At 69.9% G+C, this 17605-nt stretch carries 19 protein-coding genes; 9 read left to right on the plus strand and 10 right to left on the minus strand.

Annotated features, from left to right (window positions below; genetic code table 11):
• Positions 1-29: 29 nt before the first annotated feature.
• Positions 30-1256, minus strand: a complete 1227-nt coding sequence (locus tag AC4PMY_RS03760) for an MFS transporter (RefSeq protein ID WP_071259432.1) — start codon at positions 1254-1256, stop codon at positions 30-32.
• A gap of 184 nt (positions 1257-1440) precedes the next feature.
• Between AC4PMY_RS03760 and AC4PMY_RS03765 the strand changes: the two genes are divergently transcribed.
• From AC4PMY_RS03765 to AC4PMY_RS03785, 5 genes are read left to right on the plus strand one after another with little or no spacing between them, the layout of a single operon-like run.
• Positions 1441-1833: a MerR family transcriptional regulator gene (locus tag AC4PMY_RS03765; RefSeq protein ID WP_064296627.1), complete on the plus strand. Its 393-nt coding sequence runs from the start codon at positions 1441-1443 to the stop codon at positions 1831-1833.
• Between the two features lie 27 nt (positions 1834-1860).
• Positions 1861-2757: a formyltetrahydrofolate deformylase gene (gene purU / locus AC4PMY_RS03770; protein ID WP_369808468.1), complete on the plus strand. Its 897-nt coding sequence runs from the start codon at positions 1861-1863 to the stop codon at positions 2755-2757.
• Positions 2758-2797: 40 nt separating this feature from the next.
• Positions 2798-3154: a YrdB family protein gene (locus tag AC4PMY_RS03775; protein ID WP_491622052.1), complete on the plus strand. Its 357-nt coding sequence runs from the start codon at positions 2798-2800 to the stop codon at positions 3152-3154.
• On the plus strand, positions 3151-4305 hold the full coding sequence (nagA, locus tag AC4PMY_RS03780) for an N-acetylglucosamine-6-phosphate deacetylase (RefSeq protein ID WP_071259438.1): 1155 nt from the start codon (positions 3151-3153) through the stop codon (positions 4303-4305). The genes AC4PMY_RS03775 and nagA overlap by 4 nt, the downstream gene beginning before the upstream one ends.
• Positions 4302-5663, plus strand: coding sequence for an FAD-binding oxidoreductase (locus tag AC4PMY_RS03785; protein ID WP_064296630.1), 1362 nt, complete (start codon positions 4302-4304; stop codon positions 5661-5663). Before nagA ends, AC4PMY_RS03785 begins: the two co-directional genes overlap by 4 nt.
• Before the next feature lie 130 nt (positions 5664-5793).
• Here AC4PMY_RS03785 and AC4PMY_RS03790 read toward each other — a convergent pair whose 3' ends face one another.
• From AC4PMY_RS03790 to AC4PMY_RS03815, 6 genes are all read right to left on the minus strand, one after another.
• Complete coding sequence (locus tag AC4PMY_RS03790) at positions 5794-6948, minus strand: mannitol-1-phosphate 5-dehydrogenase (protein WP_071259440.1); 1155 nt, start codon at positions 6946-6948, stop codon at positions 5794-5796.
• Complete coding sequence (locus AC4PMY_RS03795; protein WP_064296632.1) at positions 6948-7382, minus strand: PTS mannitol transporter subunit IIA; 435 nt, start codon at positions 7380-7382, stop codon at positions 6948-6950. The genes AC4PMY_RS03790 and AC4PMY_RS03795 overlap by 1 nt, the downstream gene beginning before the upstream one ends.
• 118 nt (positions 7383-7500) lie before the next feature.
• A complete protein-coding gene (locus AC4PMY_RS03800) occupies positions 7501-9087 on the minus strand; it encodes a PTS mannitol transporter subunit IIBC (RefSeq protein WP_064296633.1) in 1587 nt (528 codons plus the stop codon).
• The gene (gene ptsP, locus AC4PMY_RS03805) at positions 9084-10763 is read right to left on the minus strand and encodes a phosphoenolpyruvate--protein phosphotransferase (protein ID WP_082916226.1); all 1680 of its coding nucleotides are present in this window, start codon (positions 10761-10763) and stop codon (positions 9084-9086) included. The genes AC4PMY_RS03800 and ptsP overlap by 4 nt, the downstream gene beginning before the upstream one ends.
• A gap of 4 nt (positions 10764-10767) precedes the next feature.
• Positions 10768-11043, minus strand: coding sequence for an HPr family phosphocarrier protein (locus tag AC4PMY_RS03810; RefSeq protein WP_064296634.1), 276 nt, complete (start codon positions 11041-11043; stop codon positions 10768-10770).
• Between the two features lie 5 nt (positions 11044-11048).
• A complete protein-coding gene (locus AC4PMY_RS03815) occupies positions 11049-11372 on the minus strand; it encodes a PTS sugar transporter subunit IIB (protein WP_071259442.1) in 324 nt (107 codons plus the stop codon).
• Positions 11373-11496: 124 nt separating this feature from the next.
• On the opposite strand from AC4PMY_RS03815, the gene AC4PMY_RS03820 reads away from it, so the two are divergent.
• Positions 11497-13482: a BglG family transcription antiterminator gene (locus AC4PMY_RS03820; RefSeq protein ID WP_491622053.1), complete on the plus strand. Its 1986-nt coding sequence runs from the start codon at positions 11497-11499 to the stop codon at positions 13480-13482.
• Between the two features lie 76 nt (positions 13483-13558).
• Here AC4PMY_RS03820 and AC4PMY_RS03825 read toward each other — a convergent pair whose 3' ends face one another.
• Complete coding sequence (locus tag AC4PMY_RS03825; RefSeq protein WP_064296636.1) at positions 13559-14131, minus strand: helix-turn-helix domain-containing protein; 573 nt, start codon at positions 14129-14131, stop codon at positions 13559-13561.
• Positions 14132-14161: 30 nt separating this feature from the next.
• Here AC4PMY_RS03825 and AC4PMY_RS03830 point away from each other — a divergent pair, with 30 nt between their 5' ends.
• Positions 14162-14887 carry an AzlC family ABC transporter permease gene (locus AC4PMY_RS03830; protein ID WP_491622054.1) on the plus strand — a complete coding sequence of 242 codons (726 nt, stop codon included), beginning with the start codon at positions 14162-14164 and terminating at the stop codon, positions 14885-14887.
• Positions 14884-15207, plus strand: coding sequence for an AzlD domain-containing protein (locus AC4PMY_RS03835; RefSeq protein ID WP_217634970.1), 324 nt, complete (start codon positions 14884-14886; stop codon positions 15205-15207). Before AC4PMY_RS03830 ends, AC4PMY_RS03835 begins: the two co-directional genes overlap by 4 nt.
• A gap of 4 nt (positions 15208-15211) precedes the next feature.
• Here AC4PMY_RS03835 and AC4PMY_RS03840 read toward each other — a convergent pair whose 3' ends face one another.
• Both AC4PMY_RS03840 and AC4PMY_RS03845 read right to left on the minus strand, forming a co-directional pair.
• Positions 15212-15991, minus strand: a complete 780-nt coding sequence (locus tag AC4PMY_RS03840; RefSeq protein WP_064296637.1) for a glucosamine-6-phosphate deaminase — start codon at positions 15989-15991, stop codon at positions 15212-15214.
• Positions 15984-16895 (minus strand): ROK family protein, encoded by a 912-nt coding sequence (locus tag AC4PMY_RS03845; RefSeq protein ID WP_491622055.1) that lies wholly within the window; start codon positions 16893-16895, stop codon positions 15984-15986. Before AC4PMY_RS03845 ends, AC4PMY_RS03840 begins: the two co-directional genes overlap by 8 nt.
• A gap of 259 nt (positions 16896-17154) precedes the next feature.
• Between AC4PMY_RS03845 and AC4PMY_RS03850 the strand changes: the two genes are divergently transcribed.
• On the plus strand, positions 17155-17568 hold the full coding sequence (locus tag AC4PMY_RS03850) for a hypothetical protein (protein WP_491622056.1): 414 nt from the start codon (positions 17155-17157) through the stop codon (positions 17566-17568).
• Positions 17569-17605: the final 37 nt, after the last annotated feature.

Genomic DNA, 17605 nt, shown 5'->3' on the forward strand with positions numbered 1-17605 from the left:
TGAGCGCGTCCGCAACGGCTCGTGCTCGATCAGACGGATTCGCGCCTGCGGGTGCGCAGCACGTCCGCGGCGAGGAGCGAGGTCGCGACCACGGCCAGGCACACGTACACCCACGGCAGCACGCCGAGACCGATCTCGGCGAGGAGCAACGCGCCGAGCGCCGAACCGCCACCGATACCCGTGTTGAACGCGGTCGTGTAGAACGCGTTCGCGGTGTCGCGGATGCGCGGGCTCGCCGCGTGCAGGAGGCGCGTCTGCATGAGCGGCGGCAGCATGCCGAAGGCCGTCCCCCAGAGGAAGAACGCGACGAGTGCGCCCGGAAGCCACCCTGCTGAGAGGGCGAGGACGCTCACCATGGCGGCAGACACGGTCAGGGCGACGAACAGGCCGGTGGTCGCACGCCTCGCGAAGACGCTGCCGGTGAGGATGAGGCCGATCGCGCCCGCGACGCCGTAGACGAGGAGGAGGATGCTGAGCTGGCCGGCCGGGACACCGACCTCGCCGATGAGGAACGGTGCGATGTAGGTGTAGAACGCGTAATGACCCGCCATGATGACGCCGACCGCGATGCAGACGATCGCGACCGGGATGACGCTCGGATCACGGCCCGTCGCACCCGAGGCTGCCGCGTGCGACTCCTCCCGACCGACGGGCGGCAGCTTCCACCACACGACGACGGCGCCGAGGAGCATGGCTGCGGCGAGCACGCCGAACGCGAGGCGCCAGCCGAGCGCGTGCCCGAGCGCGGTGCTGAGCGGGACGCCGAGGACGAAGGCGAGCGTGCCTCCGGCGATCGTCACGGACACGGCACGGGCGAGCTGTTCCTTCGGGACCAGGTGACCGGCGTACGCGCCGACGACCGCCCAGAAGACACCATGGGCGAGCCCGCCGAGCACCCGGGTGGCGACGAGGAGTTCGTAGTTCGGGGCGAGCGCGCCGAGACCGGTGCTCACGCCGAGGACGACGATGACGGCCACGAGCAACGCGTGTCGCGGCACACGCCTGGTGAGGTGGATGAGCGCGGTGCTGGACAGCACCACCGTGAACGCGAACACGCTGACGAGGAGCCCGATCTGCGACTCGGTGACGCCGAGCGAGGCGCTCATCTCCGGGAGGAGGCCGGTCGGGATCATCTCGCCGGTGACGGAGAGGAAGGTGCCCGCCGCGAGCGCGATCAGGCCGACCCAGGGGAACGGCGGTGACGACGGCTTGGTGGGCTCGGCGGCGCGCGCCGAGGAGGGCGAAGAGGAGGTCATCGGATTGCTCCAACGATGGCGTTCACTCGTCGGCGGACGTGGCGGACGAGTTCGTCTACGCGCTGATGTGCGCGCCCAGGGTCAACCGACATCCGGCGACCGCGGACGAGTCTACCCGAGGCCGGGAATGCGGAGGGCTCGATCCGACGTTGCAGCTGACGTGAAGGTGACAGAGAGGCCGCTCATGCGCATTGCAGAACTCGCTGAACGAACGGGTGTCCCGGCCACCCGGCTCCGCTCCTACGAGGAGGAGGGACTCCTGGCGCCCGTGCGCGCGTCGCACGCGCCCGACGAGTACGAACCGTCCGCGATCGACCACGTCGTCACGGTCGACAACCTGTTCGACGCGGGGCTCACGACCCGTCTCGTGCGCGTGGTCCTCGATCTCGACGACGCGCGCACCTCGCGTGCCGTGCCCGACTGCTCCCGCGCGACGGCCGAGTCGCTCCATGCGCAGATCGCCTCGATCGACGCCCGCATCGACTGCCTGCGGCAGAGCCGTGAGACGGTTCGGTCGTACCTGCGGCAGTCCTCCCACGCCGACCTCGTCGACGAGCGGTCCGTCCCTGCGGCGTGAGCGGTCGGGTCCCGGTAACCTGAGTCGGTGACGAACTCGACCGATCCCTCCGCTGTGCCATCGACCACGCACGAGCGCTCCGTCCACTGGGTGCTCTCGATCATCTGCGAGGACCGGCCCGGTATCGTGCATGCGATCAGCGGTGCGATCGTCGAGGCCGACGGCAACATCACCGAGAGCCAGCAGTTCTCGAGCGATGACACCGGGCGGTTCTTCATGCGGCTCCAGGTCGAGGCTGCGGTCTCGCGCGAGCGCTTCGAGGCGGCCATCGCACCGGTCGTCGAGCGGTACGGCCTCCAGTGGCGGCTCGACGTCGTCGGTCGCCCGCTCCGGACGCTCGTCCTGGCCTCGACGGCGGCACACTGCGTCAACGACCTGCTCTTCCGCCAGCGGGCCGGCCAGCTCCCGGTCGAGATCCCCCTCGTGCTCAGCAACCACGGTTCGCTCCGCGATCTCGCCTCCTTCTACGGCGTGCCCTTCGAGGCGCTGCCCGTGACGGACGCAGCCTCGAAGGCGGCGTTCGAGGCCAGGGTCGTCGAGGCCGTCGAGGAGCACGACATCGAGCTCGTCGTCCTCGCGAGGTACATGCAGATCCTGTCCCCCGAGCTCTGCGAGCGCCTCGCCGGTCGCGCCATCAACATCCACCACTCCTTCCTGCCCGGTTTCAAGGGCGCGAACCCGTACAAGCAGGCGCACGCGCGCGGCGTCAAGCTCATCGGTGCGACCGCGCACTTCGTGACGAGCGACCTCGACGAGGGACCGATCATCGAGCAGAACGTCGTCCGCGTGGACCACTCCCGCTCCCCCGCGGAGCTCGTCGCCATCGGTCAGGACGAGGAGAGCCGCACCCTCACCCAGGCGGTGAAGTGGTTCGCCGAGGACCGCGTCCTCCTCGACGGGGCGCGCACGATCATCTTCCGCTGACCCGGAGCGGGCTCTCGGCCACGCGCCGTAGAATCGTGTGGTGTCTGAACGAACTCCCGCCGACGTGAAGATCGGCCCCAACGAGATCCTGCGGTTCTTCCTCGAACTCTTCGCCTTCTTCTCGCTCGGCTTCTGGGGCGTCGCGATGTGGCCGTTCCCCCTGAACGTGGTCGTCGGGATCGCCGCGCCGGTCGTGGCGATCATCCTTTGGGCGCTGTTCCTCTCGCCGCGCGCCGTGATCCGCATCGACCTCTACGGCCAGGCGGTCGTCGAGCTCCTCATCTTCGCGGCGGCGGCGCTCGCCTGGTTGCACCTCGGGCAGCCGATCATCGCGACCGTCTTCGCCGTCGTCGCCGTCGCCAGTGGTGTCATCCGCGGCCGGAAGCAGCTCGCATGACCGAGCTCCTGATCCACTCCGCCACCAAGGTCGACGTCGACGGCCACCAGGACGCCTTCTGGCTGCACGCGGTCGACGGTGTCATCCGCTCCACCGGTACCGGCGACGACTGGCGGTCCCTCACCGTCGGCGACGACGCATCCGTCCTCGACGCACACGGCGGCCACCTCACGCCGGGGTTCATCGACCTCCACGTCCACGGCGGCGGCGGTTCGTCCTTCGACGACGGACGCGACGCCATCGGACGCGCGCTCGCGGTGCACCGGGCGCACGGGACCACGAGGACGCTCATCAGTCTCGTCTCGAACCCGGTCGACGCCCTCGTCGCGAGTCTCGAGGGGATCGCCGACCTCGTCGCCGAAGATCCGCTGGTCCTCGGAGCCCACCTCGAAGGTCCGTTCCTCTCACCGGCCAAGAAGGGCGCACACGACCCCGGGGCGCTCATCGACCCGAGCCCGGCCGTCGTCGAACGCCTCATCGACGCGAGCCGAGGCACGCTCCGGCAGATCACGATCGCCCCTGAGCTGCCGAACGCCCTCGAGGCGATCCAGGTCCTCGTCGAGGCCGGCGTCATCGTCGCCGTGGGTCACACCGACGCCGACGAGGCACTGACGAAGACGGCGTTCGATCTCGGTGCCCGACTCGTCACCCACGTGTTCAACGCGATGAACGGGATCCACCACCGTGCGCCCGGACCGATCATCGCCTCCTTCGCCGACGAGCGGGTCACGGTCGAGCTCATCCTCGACGGCGAACACGTGCACCCCGACGTCGCGAAGCTCGCCTTCGAGCAGGCCCCGGGCCGCGTCGCACTCATCACCGACGCGATGGCCGCAGCCGGTTCCTCCGACGGCCGTTACCTGCTGGGAGCGCTCGAGGTCCAGGTGACCGACGGTCTGGCGCGGCTCGTGGAAGGCGACTCGATCGCCGGCTCGACGCTGACGCTCGACCGGGCGCTCCGACTCGCCATCACCAGCGGTGTCGCGGCGGACGCGGCGGTCGGTGCGCTCACGAGCACCCCGGCCCGTGTCCTCGGCCTCGCCGACCGCTTCGGACGACTGGCCCCGGGATACGCCGCGGACGCCGTCCTCCTCGACCACCAGTGGAACGTCCAGGCGGTCTGGGCCGACGGATCAGCCCTGCCGCGATGACGACGCCGACCGTCCTCGACGCGCTCCGTGACGCCCTCGGCGACGCGGTCTCGACGACGGACGCCGTCCTCGCGGACGCACGGTCCGACAAGTCGGGTCACGTGTCCGACGCCCCACCCATCGCCGTGGTCTCCGCACGCTCCATCGAGGACGTCCAGACGGTCATGCGGATCGCCACCGCGACGGGGACGCCGGTCGTGACGCGCGGCGCCGGTACCGGACTGGCCGGCGGCGCACTCGGCGGCGCGGGCGAGATCGTCCTGTCGACGCTCGAGATGCAGCGCGTCCTGGAGATCAACGAACCCGACCTCCTCGCGGTGGTCGAACCGGGCATCATCAACGGCGCCTTCAACGACCTCCTGCTCGCCAGGGGGCTCTGGTTCGCGCCCGACCCGGCGAGCCGCGCGATCTCGACCGTCGGTGGGAACATCGCGACCGGTGCCGGTGGCCTGCTCTGTGCCAAGTACGGCGTGACGCGCGACGCTGTGCTCGCCCTCAAGGTCGTCCTGGCCGACGGACGGCTCATCAGCGTCGGGCACCGGAGCGTGAAGGGGGTCACCGGCCTCGACCTCACGAGTCTCATGGTCGGATCCGAGGGCGTCCTCGGCGTCATCGTCGAGGCGACCGTCCGCATCCGTCGCGTGACGCCGGGCACCGTCGCGACCATCGCCGGGTACTTCCCCAGTGTCGTCTCGGCCGCGGAGGCCACCGCCGCCGTCACCGCGTCCGGTATCCAACCGTCGATCATGGAACTCCTCGACCCCGTCGCGCTCGTCGCCGTGCACCGCTACCTGCAGTTGCCGATCCCGAACAGCGGAGAGGCGCACGTCGTGATCCAGACCGACGGCCCGAACGCCGAGGCGGAGGCCGCCGCGATCCTCGAGGTGCTCCACGCCGGCGGCGGGCGTGCTGAGATGTCCACCGACCACGCGACGGGTGAGCACCTGTTGGCCGTCCGCCGTGCCCTGCACCCCTCGCTCGAGCAGTTCGGCACCCCGCTCATCGAGGACGTGTCGGTCCCCCGCAGCCAGTTGGCGGCGATGTTCACGGCGATCGGCGAGATCGAGCGCCGCTACGGCATCTCCATCCCGACGGTCGCGCACGCGGGCGACGGCAACCTCCACCCGAACTTCGTCTTCGAGGGTGTCGAGGTACCCGACCTCATCTGGCAGGCCGCCGACGACCTCTTCACCACGGCGCTGCGGCTCGGCGGCACCCTCACCGGCGAGCACGGCATCGGCCTGCTCAAGAAGCGCTGGCTCGGCGACGAGCTCGGCGAGGATCAGCTCGCGCTCCAGCACGGGATCAAGCGGCTTTTCGACCCCGAGAACCTCCTCAACCCGGGCAAGATGTTCTGAGGCCCTTCGACAGGCTCAGGGACCGGAGGAGGTCGCGCTCAGGGACCAGGGCGAGGCGTGCTCAGGGGCAGGGAGACGGCGACAGGCCCAGGGCCCGGACGGATCCGGCCCCTGAGCCTGTCGAAGGGCACTACGCGAGCGAGGCCTGTCGGGCGACGACCTGCGCGAGCACCGCGGGAGCCAGCGGGTGCTCGGGAGCGAGGCCGGTGACCTCCTCGACGAAGGTGCCCGGCGCGAGCTCGTGGAGCTTCGCCTGCAGGTGGACACTCTGCTCGTCGTCGGCGACGTCGAACTCGAGCGCGGCACCGATGGCCGAGACGAGTGCGTCGTGGGCCATGCCGCGCTCCGCCAGTTCTGCGGCGGGCCCGATGAACCGCTCGGTCCGGCTCAGCTTGCGCAACGGCTGCCGACCGACGCGCTCCACGGTGTCGGGCAGGTGCACGTTCGCGAAGCGACGGAGGATCGTCTCGCGGTACTCGCGTTGCGCGTCGACGTCGAGCCCGTGCTTGGCGACGAGCAGCGCGGAGGTCTCCTCCAGCACCGCACCGACGGCCGCGGCGATCGACGGCTCGGCGAGCGCTTCGGCGATGGTCCCGATACCGGCGCGCGCACCGAAGTAGGCGACGGAGGCGTGGCCGGTGTTCACGGTGAAGAGCTTCCGCTCGATGTACGGCGCGAGCTCCTCGACGAAGTGGGCACCGGGGATCGACGGCAGGGAGCCGTTGAACGCCGGGGTCTCGATGGCCCACTCGTAGAAGGTCTCGACGGTCACGTCGATGCCCTGCCCGGCGGGCTGGCCCGGGACGATGCGGTCCACGGCCGTGTTCGCGAACACGGCTCGGGCCGACAGCGACGCCCAGGCCTCGTCGCCGACCGCCTGGCGCACCTCGGTGGCGAGGAGGTCGGTGGCGTTGATCGCGTTCTCGCAGGCCATGACGGCGAGCGGAGCGGCGTCGGCCGGACGCGCGGCGATCCCACGCGCGATGACCGGAGCGACGAAGCGCAGGATGGTCGGCCCGACGGCGGTGGTCACCACCTCGGCGGCGGCGATCTCCTGGACGAGGGCCTCCTCGTCGGTGGCGCTGTTGATCGCGCGGAACCCGGTGACGACCGTGTCCTTCGCGCCGTCGCCCACCTCGTGCACCGTGTAGCTGTCGGCCGCGGCGATCGCATCGATGAGCTCGGCGTTGACGTCCGCGAAGACGACCTCGTAGCCGCCCTCGTGGAGGAGCAGACCGACGAAGCCGCGCCCGATGTTGCCGGCGCCGAAGTGGACGGCTCGCATCACTCGTTGACCTCGCTCAGGAGCGCGTAGAGCTCCTCGGGCGTCTCGGCTGCGAGCAGCTTGGCGACCTCGTCGTCCTCGGAGAAGATGATGGCGATCTTGGAGAGGATCTCCATGTGCCCGCCGTCCTTGCCGGCGATGCCCACGACGAAGCGGACCTCGTCGCCGTCCCAGTCGATGGGCGTCTCGTAGCGGGTGAACGACAGGGCGGAATCACGGACCGCCTCCTTCGCGTCGTTCGTCCCGTGCGGGATCGCGAGGAGGTTGCCCATGTAGGTCGACACGGACTGCTCGCGGGCGAGCATGGCCTCGAAGTACTCGTCGGTCACGGCTCCGGCCGCTTCGAGGGCGTCGGCAGCGCGGCGGATGGCCTCCTCCTGCGTCACCGTCCCGGTGACGATGGTGATCCGGTCCTGGGTCAGTACCTGCGACATGTCTTCCTCTGCATTCGTCGTGCGGGGCTCCGCCGGTGCGGTCCGGAGCCGGGTGAAGGGCGGTGGATGGAGCCCCGGGGCGCACGCCCTTCGCGTGCGCCCCGGGATCGTTCCGTTGCTAGTGTGCTCCCTCTCCGCGGAGCAACTCCACCACTTCGTCGTACTTCGGAGAGTTCATGAAGTTGTCGACCGACATGTGCACGGCACTCGGGGTCTTCTCCTTCGCGCGCTCCGTCAGCTCGCGCTGGGTGATGACGAGGTCGACGTCGTCGGCGAGGTTCGCGATCGCCTTGTTGGTGACGGTGATCTCGTCGATGCCGGCCTTCTTGATCTTGTTGCGGAGCACCGAGGCACCCATCGCACTCGAACCCATACCGGCGTCGCAGGCGAAGACGATGTTGCGGATCGGGCCGCGCTCGAGCGTCGTGACGACGCCCTCGTCGACGACGTCCGCACCGGCTGCGGCGCTTCCGGCGGAGAGGTTGCCGAGCACGCTCGACTTCTTGCCCTTGGCGGCTTCGGTCGCGGCGACGGCGGCCGAGAGGTCGCCGGCGTTCTCGTTCTCGAGGTCGCGCTTCCGGCTGGCCCGCAGGATGATCGCGGAGATCGCGAACGAGACGGCGGCTGCGACGATGACCGACAGGATCACGCCGACGTAGCTGTCGGGAGCCGTCTGGATGAGCACGGCGATGATGCTGCCGGGCGAGGCCGGGGCGCGGAGACCCGTATTGAACGCGACGTTCGTCGCCACACCGGCCATACCGCCACCGATCGCGGCCAGGACCAGCATCGGCTTCATGAGCACGTACGGGAAGTAGATCTCGTGGATGCCACCGAAGAACTGGATGATGACCGCGCCGGGGGCCGACGCCTTCGCGAGACCGATGCCGAAGAAGCAGAACGCGAGCAGGATGCCGAGGCCCGGGCCGGGGTTCGCCTCGAGGAGGAACAGGATCGACTTGCCGGTCTCCTCGGACTGCTGGACACCGAGCGGGGTCAGCACACCGTGGTTGATGGCGTTGTTGAGGAAGAGGATCTTGCCGGGCTCGATGAAGATGCTCGCGATCGGCAGGAGCGAGTTGGCGACGAGCCAGTCGACGATGCCCTCGAGGAAGCTGCTGAGCGCGGTGACGATCGGTGCGATACCGAAGAAGCCGCCGATGGCAAGGAGGGCCCCGAGGATACCCGCGGAGAAGTTGTTGACCAGCATCTCGAAGCCGGCCTTGATCTTGCCGTCCCAGATCCGGTCCACCTGCTTCATGAGCCACGCGGCGAGCGGGCCCATGATCATCGCACCGATGAACATCGGGATCGCGCTGCCGACGATGACACCCATGGTCGCGATGGACGCGACGACGCCGCCGCGCTCACCGTAGATCATGCGGCCACCGGTGTTCGCGATGAGCAGCGGGAGCAGGTACGTGATCATCGGGCCGACGAGGCCGACGTACTGCGGGAAGGTCGTCCCGTCGTCGGCCTGCGCGAGCGCCGTCGCGGCACCCTGCCAGCCGATGAGGTCGGCGTTGCCGAAGCCGCCGAGGATCCCGTTCGGGAACCAGCCGGTCGCGATGAAGAACGCGGTGATGAGGCCCCAGGCGATGAAGGCCGCGATGTTCGGCATGACCATGCCGGAGAGGAAGGTGCCGAATCGCTGTACGCCGACTCGTGCACCTCCCGGCTTCTTGGGAGTAGACGTCGTTGTCATGATGATGTTGCCTCTTTCATTTCGGGAGTCGTTGCAGCGGTGGCCGCTGCCCTGGCTTCGGCCGCACCGTCGGCGGCCAGTGCTGCTGCCGCGATGCGCCGGGCATCGTCGAGCGTGTACTGCTGGAGGGAGTGACGGACGTCGGCGAGCGCCGACGGTGACATGGACAGGGTGGTGGCGCCGAGTCCGACGAGGACGACGGCGAGGAGCGGGTCGGCGGCTGCTTCGCCGCAGATGCCGACCGGCTTGCCGTGGTGCTGGCCGGCTTCGCCGACGAGCTGCACGAGGCGGAGGACCGCCGGGTGCCACGGGTCCTGGAACGCGCCGACGGAACCGAGCAGGCGGTCCGCGGCGAGCGTGTACTGCGTGAGGTCGTTGGTCCCGATCGACGCGAATCCGGCGTGGGCGAGGACGCGGTCGGCGAGGAGGGCGCTCGACGGCACCTCCACCATGACGCCGGGCGTCTTCAGACCGTACTCGGCGGCGATCGCCATGAAGTACTTCGTCTCCTCGACGGTCGACACCATCGGGGCCATGACCCAGAGGTCGGCGTCCGTCGCGGCGTCGGCCTGGGCGAGCGCCGTGAGCTGCTCGCGCAGGATGTCCTCGCTCGCCCGCAGCGCACGGAGGCCACGGAGTCCGAGCGCCGGGTTGTCCTCGTGCGCGTCGTTGAGGAATGCCAACGGCTTGTCGGCTCCGGCATCGAGGACGCGCACGACGACCTTCTGGCCGGGGAAGGCGTTCAGGAGCTTCTCGTAGTGTGCGCGCTGCTGCTCGACCGTGGGCGCGAGCGCCTGGTCGAGGAAGAGGAACTCGGTGCGGAAGAGGCCGACGCCCTCGGCGCCGAGCTCTGCGGCGGCGTCGGCGTGCTCGGCCGAGCCCAGGTTGGCGAGCAGCGGCACCGGTGTGCCGTCCGCCAGTGCACCGGGGACGACCGGTGCGTTGACGAGCGCGAGGCGGTCGGCGATGCGCTGCTCCGTGGCGGCGACGAGCTCGGGCGTCGGATCGACCGTGACCTCACCGGCTGCCGCGTCGACGACGAGCGTCGTGCCGTCGGTCAGCTCGGCTGCTCCGACGACGCCGACGATCGCGACGATCGACTTCTCGCGGGCGAGGATCGCCGTGTGCGAGGTCGGGCCGCCGTCGCTCGTGACGAGGCCGAGGACCAGGTCGAGGTCGAGTAGGGCGGTGTCGGCCGGCGCGAGGTCGCGGGCGACGAGGATGAACGGGTGGCCGGGTGAGGGGACGCCGGGTGCCGGCACGCCCATGAGGTCGGCGATGACCCGCTGTGACACGTCGTCGAGGTCCGCGGCGCGCTCCCCGAGGTAGCCGCCCATAGCGGCGAGCTGGTCGCGGAACGAGGCGAAGGCCGCGTGGACGGCCCACTCGGCGGTCTTGCCGTCCGCGAGCCGTGTGGCGATCTCCTCGGCGAGGGTCGGGTCCTCCGCCATCATCGCCTGGGCCTCGAGGACGTCACGGGCAGCACCACCGGCGGCGGCGCCCCGGGCTTCGAGCTCGCGGGCGACCGCGGCGAGGGAGGTGTTCGCGCGCTCGGTCTCGGTCGCGAGGTCGAGGGTGCTGGCGACGTCGGCGGGCGCGGGGAGCGGGTCGGCCATGCGGGCCACCGGGCCGACGGCGACGCCCTGACCGATACCGATGCCCTGGAACGCGGTCATCGGACTACTGCTCGTCATGGTCGGTCACCAGGAGCTCGGAGAGCGTGTCGAGGGTGCCCTCGGCTGCGGCGCCCTCGCCGTCGACGGACAGGGTCACGTAGTCGCCGTGCTCGACGGCGAGCGCGATCACGCCGAGGATGCTCGCCGCGTTGACGGGCTTGCCGCTGCCCTTCGCGATCGTCACCGGGACCCCGGCGTCCTTCGCAGCCTGCGTGAACAGCTTCGCGGGCCTGGCATGCAGGCCGTGCGACGAGCCGATGCGGACGGTTCGAGTTGCCATGGGGGTTACCTCCTGGTTGGTGATTGGATCGAGAGGACGAGTTCGAGGGCTCGCGCGCCACCCTCGACGCCGAAGACGTCGCCGGGCAGGACCGCGACCGCGGTGCCGGTGGGCTCGGCTGCAGCGCGCAGCGCGGCCTCGTGGTCGGCGAGGTGGGCGCCGACGAGCAGGACGTCGACACCGTCGAGGGCGATCGTGCCGCCGAGGACCTGCGATTCGGCACCGGCCGCGACGGAGACGTCGATCGATCGGTCGGCTGCCGCGCGACGCAGGCGTTGGGCCATGAACGTGCTCGACGCACCCGCGCCGCAAATCACCAGGATCTTCATCGAACCTTCTCCAGAACCGCCGATTGCCTACCAACCCATCATTCCGTCGCGCCCCTCGCGGCTCCACCAGAAGCTCTTCCGCCGGGGCGGAAAGGTCGTCGAACGCGCGGAAGCAGTCGGGAAGGTGGTTGACTCGGTGGAGCGGTTCGCCCGGACCGCGCGACGGCCGACCGACGGAGAGGGCATCGTGGCACGCGAGAAACACGACCGCATGCTCGGCTACCTCGCGGGACGGGACGGCTGGACGACGGCCACGGAGGTCGCGGAGGTGCTCGGCGTCACACCGCGGAGCGTGCGCAGCTACGTCACGGCGGTCAACACCCGCACGGCACCGCACGACGTCGTCGAGTCCGGGCCGAACGGGTATCGACTGAACGCCGACGGCTACGCGGTCTACCGGCGACGAGCCGCATCGGCGTTCGAATCAGAGACGCCCCGGGATCGGCTCTACGGGCTCGTCCGGTTGCTCATCAGCGCGCCCTCGGGAATCGACGTGCACGAGACCGCACAGCGGCTCCACGTCAGCGAGTCGACCGTCGAGGGCGACCTGGGCCGGGTCCGCGCCATGCTCGCCGACACCGCCCTCACGCTCGACCGTTCCGGATCGACGGTGACGATGGCGGGCGGTGAGACGGAGCGGAGACGGCTCCTCAGCCGCATGTTCCGCGACGAGACCGACCGCGGCATCGTCGAGCTCGAGGCGCTCCAGCGGGCGTTCGCGCCGAACGAGTTCAGCCCGTTCAAGGGCGAGCTGCTCGAGGCCTTGACCGCGCGCGGGTACTACGTGAACGAGTACGGCATCGCGAACGTGCTGCTCCACATCGCGATCGCCATCGACCGGGTCACGAAGGATCGTCTGGCGGAGCCCACAGACCATGCTCCGCGCACCCCGGAGGTCGAGGCGGTCGCGGAGGATCTGGCGCGGCTCGTCGACGCCCACTTCCACGTCGCGCTCGGCGAGGGCGACCTCGTGTACCTCAGCTACCTGCTCGTGACGCGGGTGGTGACGCCGGGCAGTGGGGCTCCCGCCGAAGTCCTCGTCGACGACTACGTCAACCAGGACGACCTCGCCGCCGTCCGTCAGGCCGTGGACCGCGCCGGCCGCGAGTACCTCGTCGACCTCTCCGACGAGGACTTCATCATCCGGCTCACCCTCCACGTCCAGAACCTCATCCGTCGTGCACAGGACCAGTCCTACTCACGCAATCCGCTGACCCGCTCGATCAAGACCTCGTACCCGATGATCTACGAGCTCGCGGTCTTCATCGCCAGCCAACTGCAGCGGCACGGCTCGATCATCATCAACGACGACGAGATCGCCTACATCGCGATGCACGTCGGCGCCCAGCTCGAGCAGAAGGCCCGCAAGGAGGCCCTCCTCGGCTCCACGATCGTCTCCGCCGGCTACTACGACATGCACGAGGTGCTGCGTCGACGCGTCGAATCGCAGCTGGGCGACGTCCTCGACGTCCGATCCGTCATCACCCGCACCGATGTCGACTGGGCCGCCATCGACACCGACCTCGTGCTCACGACGATCGAGCCACCGGCCCCTGCCGACGGCATCGTCGTCATCCAACCCTTCCTCACCGCGGCCGACGTGGAGCGCGTCCGGAGCGCGGTCAGCCGCGTGCGGAGGTCGTCCCGCTTGTCGGAGATCACCGACGAACTGCTGCAGTACTTCCACCCGGACCTCTTCCTCCGGAACGCGCACGCCGAGGACGAGGAGGGCATGATCCGCCTGCTCGGCGAGCGCATGATCGCCCAGGGGATCATCGACGAGAGCTACCTCACCGCCGCGATCGAGCGGGAGCGCATGTCGTCGACGGCGTTCACCGACACCTTGGCCGTGCCGCACGCCATGGCGATGACCGCGCACTCGACCGCCATCGCGATCGCGGTGAACGAGACGCCGATGGAGTGGGGCGGAGCGCGCGTGAGCGTCGTCGCACTCGTGGCGTTCAGCGAATCGGGTCGCGCCGCGTTCCAGACGGTCTTCGACCAGTTCGTCGAGGTGTTCTCGGAGCGCTCGAGCGTCGCCCGGATCATCCGCCGTTCCGAGGACTTCGCCGGCTTCATCGACGAGCTCGTGCACGTCATCGACGGCTGATCAGCCGTCGAGCCGCCCCGGTCGCCGAGTCGCCCTGGTCACCGAGCTGCCCTGGTCACCGAGCCTGTCGAGGTGCTCAGACGTGTTCGGTGACCACGACGGCGGTCGTGCCCGGCTCTAGTGCCTCGAAGACGTGCGGCACGTCCCCGGCGTGGGCGAGGTAGTCCCCCGGACCGAGTTCGACCTCCTCGCCGACGGGTCCGATGGACGCGCGACCGGTGCTGAGGATCCAGTGCTCGACGACGCCCGGCATGTGCGGCTCCGAGCGCCTCGGCTCCCCGGGTTCGACGACGATACGGTAGATGTCGCGTCGGGCGTTCGGCGGGCAGGCGGACAACACCGTCGCGACGTAGTCCGCCCCGGACGCGGCGAGGGTCGGCCCCTCACCGGCACGGATGACCTGGACCGGCCGTCGCGCCGGCTCGACCAGGCGGGCGAAGGGGACGTCGAGGGTGACGCTGAGCGCCCAGAGGGTCTCGAGACTCGGGTTCCCGAGCCCCGCCTCCAGCTGCGAGAGGGTCGACTTCGCGATCCCGGCTCGACGGGCCACCTCCGCGAGTGAGAGGCCGGTTCGCTGCCGCTCGCGGGTCAGCGCCGCCGCGACCGCGGCGTGCGGTGCTCCGTCGTCGGATGGTTCGACCTGCGTCATGCGTTCGCTCCAAGGTATTACGCGTTCGATTTGACGAACGCTTCGTACGCGTTCAATATAGTGTACGTGCGTTCGATATGGAGTCACCTCGGTCGGCCGACCACACGGGCCATCGCGCTGGTCTGCGTCGCCGACGGACTGGTCGGCATCTCCTACGGAGCCGTCGCCGTGCACTCGGGCATCCAGCCCTGGGTCATCCTGGCGCTCGCCCTGCTCGTCCTCGCCGGCGCATCGGAGATCCTGTTCGTCGGGATCGTCGCGGCCGGCGGGAGTCCGCTCACCGCAGCGCTGGCAGGGCTGCTGGTGAACGCCCGTCACCTGCCGTTCGGCCTCGCGATCCACGAGGTCGTCGGCACGGGCTGGCGCCGCGTGCTCGGTACACACCTCCTCAACGACGAGTCCGTCGTCTTCGCGCTCGATCAGGACACCCTGGAGCGGAAGCGCGCCGCGTTCTGGGCGTGCGGCCTCGGCATCCTCCTCTGCTGGCCGGCGGGCGCGGCACTCGGAGCCTTCGCCGGCACCGTGATCGAGGACACGGACGCCTTCGGACTCGACGTGATGTTCCCCGCCGTGCTGCTCGCCCTCATCTTCCCCGCCCTCCGCGAGCGCCGCACACGCCGAGCCGCACTCGTCGGCGCGGTCGTCGCCGTCGCCGCGACGCCGTTCCTCCCCTCGGGGATCCCCGTCCTGTTGTCGCTCGTCGGCCTCCTGTTCGGCTTCGGCCGGAAGCAGCCGAAGCCGGAGGTCACCGCGTGAACCAGTCGATGCTCGTGCTGGTCGGGGTCCTCATCCTCGCCGTGGGCACCTACACGTTCCGCCTGGCCGGGCCACTCCTGCGCACCCGCGCCGAGGTCTCGGACCGGGTCGAGACCCTGCTCGCGGACGCCGCCATCGTCCTGCTCATGGCGGTGCTCACGACCACGGCCCTGACCCAGGACCAGCACTTCGCGGGATTCGCACGACTCTCGGGCGTCCTGGTGGCCGGCGTCCTCGCCTGGAGGAAGTCGCCGTTCGTCGTCATCGTCCTCGCGGCGGCCCTCACCACGGCACTCCTCCGACTGGCGGGCGTCGCCTGAGCCGTCAGATACCTTGCCAGGCGGGCTTGTTGGCGTACGCGTAACGGTAGTAGTCGGCGTGCTGCAGCTCGGACGCCGCCGCTTCATCGAGAACCACCGTGGCGCGCGGGTGCAGCTGCACCGCCGAACCGGGGAGGTTCGCGGAGAGCGGTCCCTCGAGCGCAGCGGCGATCGCAGCGGCCTTGCCCGCACCGAAGGCGAGGAGGACGAGGTGCCTCGCACGGAGGATGGTGCCGAGCCCCTGGGTGATGCAGTGCATGGGGACGTCGTCGATCGAGTCGAAGAACCGTGCGTTGTCCCGGCGAGTCTGCTCCGTCAGGGTCTTCACGCGGGTGAGCGAGGCGAACGACGAGCCCGGCTCGTTGAACCCGATGTGGCCGTCTGTCCCGATGCCGAGGATCTGCAGGTCGACGCCACCGGCGGCCTGGATCGCCGCTTCGTAGTCGGCGCCCGCGTGCTGGATGGTCTCGGCCGCACCGTTCGGCACCTGGATGCGCTCGGGCACGAGGCCGAGCGGCTCGACGACCTCACGCGTGATGACGGAACGGTACGACTCGGGGTGCCCGGCCGGCAGGCCGACGTACTCGTCGAGGGCGAACCCTCGCACCTGCGAGAGGTCGAGGCCGCGGGACCGGGTCGCAAGGGCCTCGTAGACGGGGAGCGGGGTCGAACCCGTCGCCAGCCCGAGGACGGCGTCCGGACGTTCCTCGATCAGGGAGACGATCGCCTCCGCGACGAGGGCGCCTGCGGCACCACTGTCCCCCACGATCACGACTTCAGCCATGCGACGGTTCTCCTCTTCCCACGAGTGCTGCGCCGATCGCCGCGACGGGGGATCCCGTCGGCACGAGGCGCACGCGCTGTTCCAACTGCAATGATGCGACGAATCGAGACCCGGCCGCGGATTCGGCCAGAGCCTCGCGGATGACGGCGAGCAGGCGCTCGCCGAGAGCGGTGAGTCCTCCTCCGAGGACGATGTCGTCAGCGTCGACGGTGAGGGTCAGGATGCGGACGGCCGCGGCCGCACCGTGACCGAGGCGTGCGCGGAGGGCGACGGCCCGCGGGTCCCCGGCGTCGGCGTGGTCGAAGAGGTCGAGCACCGGCAGGGCCACGTCGGCTCCCCAGGCGGCGGAGACCGCACCGCCGGCGGCCATGGTCTCGACGCACCCCCGCTGTCCGCACCCGCAGCGATCACCGAGCGGATCGACGGACAGATGCCCGACCTCGCCGGCGACCCCGCTCGAGCCCTGCCAGAGCCGGCCGTCCGTGACGATGCCGGCGGCGACGCCCGTGCCCAGATTGAGGTAGGCCATCGTGCCGGAACCGTCGAGCAGCTGCCAGGCGCCGAGGGCGGCCGCCTTCACATCGTTCTCCACGGCGACCGGGACCCTGAGTCGCTGGGTGAGGATCGCACCGAGCTCGAGTTCCTCCACGTCGAGGTTGACGGCGTGGGTCACGCGGCCGGTGCCCGGGACGATGAGGCCGGGGATACCGACGCCGACCGACGTGAACGCGTCGATCGGACGCGCGACGGCGTCGGAGAGCCGACTGACTGCCTCGACGGCGGTTTCGACGACCGCGTCCGGGCCGCGTCCGGTGACCAGTCTGAGCCGATGCAGGAGCGCACCGTCATCCGTCACGACGACGGCATCGGTCTTCGTGCCGCCGATGTCGAGTCCCACCCTCACGCGGTTCGTCTCCGGAGGGCGTCGTGGCGCGTCTGCATGCTGTGGTTCCTTCGATCCGTGGAGCGACCCGCTCGCACCACCGGTTTGTTCGCCAAGCTTACAAATAAACGGGGCTCACGTCCATGTCGGCGACGACCACGCACCAGCGTCGGACGGCGTCCGCCTGCGGACTGCTGGCTCCACCGGGTAGCCTGGAGGCCGACCCGCAGCGCGCGGGCGGGCCCGCCACGGGCACCGAACACGGGGGAATCACACCACCATGAAGAAGAACGCAGCAGCATTCCTCGGCGCGATCGCCGTCTCGGGCCTGCTCCTCACCGGTTGTGCCGGCGGCGCCCAGAGCAAGGAGGATGCGTGCAAGCTCATCCAGTCCGAGGTGACGGGGTCGGCTTCGCAGCTGCAGTCGGGCCTGAGCTCGCTGTCCTCCGACCCCGAGGCGGCCGTCACCCAGCTCGACGACTTCTCCGGAACGTTCAAGGCGGCGGCCGACAAGGTCACGAACGATGAGGTGAAGACCGCGGCGAACGACTCGGTGAAGGCACTCAACGACTTCATCGACGTCGCGAAGACGGCTGTCGACGACCCGCAGAACGTCGACCAGACCGGGCTCACCGATTCGCTCACGAAGCTCCAGGACGAGTTCACCACGCTCGGCAACACCTGCAGCCTCTAGCTCGACACGACTGACGACGGGCCCCGGATCGACTGAT

Source organism: Plantibacter sp. MDV22-iso1 (assembly GCF_058408345.1).

Bases quoted from the DNA above. Each gene is read 5' to 3' on its own strand.
- AC4PMY_RS03760 (WP_071259432.1), bottom strand. From the start codon at position 1,256: ATGACCTCCTCTTCGCCCTCCTCGGCGCGCGCCGCCGAGCCCACCAAG.
- AC4PMY_RS03765 (WP_064296627.1), top strand. From the start codon at position 1,441: ATGCGCATTGCAGAACTCGCTGAACGAACGGGTGTCCCGGCCACCCGG.
- nagA (WP_071259438.1), top strand. From the start codon at position 3,151: ATGACCGAGCTCCTGATCCACTCCGCCACCAAGGTCGACGTCGACGGC.
- AC4PMY_RS03785 (WP_064296630.1), top strand. From the start codon at position 4,302: ATGACGACGCCGACCGTCCTCGACGCGCTCCGTGACGCCCTCGGCGAC.
- AC4PMY_RS03790 (WP_071259440.1), bottom strand. From the start codon at position 6,948: ATGCGAGCCGTCCACTTCGGCGCCGGCAACATCGGGCGCGGCTTCGTC.
- AC4PMY_RS03795 (WP_064296632.1), bottom strand. From the start codon at position 7,382: ATGTCGCAGGTACTGACCCAGGACCGGATCACCATCGTCACCGGGACG.
- AC4PMY_RS03800 (WP_064296633.1), bottom strand. From the start codon at position 9,087: ATGACAACGACGTCTACTCCCAAGAAGCCGGGAGGTGCACGAGTCGGC.
- ptsP (WP_082916226.1), bottom strand. From the start codon at position 10,763: ATGACCGCGTTCCAGGGCATCGGTATCGGTCAGGGCGTCGCCGTCGGC.
- AC4PMY_RS03810 (WP_064296634.1), bottom strand. From the start codon at position 11,043: ATGGCAACTCGAACCGTCCGCATCGGCTCGTCGCACGGCCTGCATGCC.
- AC4PMY_RS03815 (WP_071259442.1), bottom strand. From the start codon at position 11,372: ATGAAGATCCTGGTGATTTGCGGCGCGGGTGCGTCGAGCACGTTCATG.
- AC4PMY_RS03825 (WP_064296636.1), bottom strand. From the start codon at position 14,131: ATGACGCAGGTCGAACCATCCGACGACGGAGCACCGCACGCCGCGGTC.
- AC4PMY_RS03840 (WP_064296637.1), bottom strand. From the start codon at position 15,991: ATGGCTGAAGTCGTGATCGTGGGGGACAGTGGTGCCGCAGGCGCCCTC.
- AC4PMY_RS03850 (WP_491622056.1), top strand. From the start codon at position 17,155: ATGAAGAAGAACGCAGCAGCATTCCTCGGCGCGATCGCCGTCTCGGGC.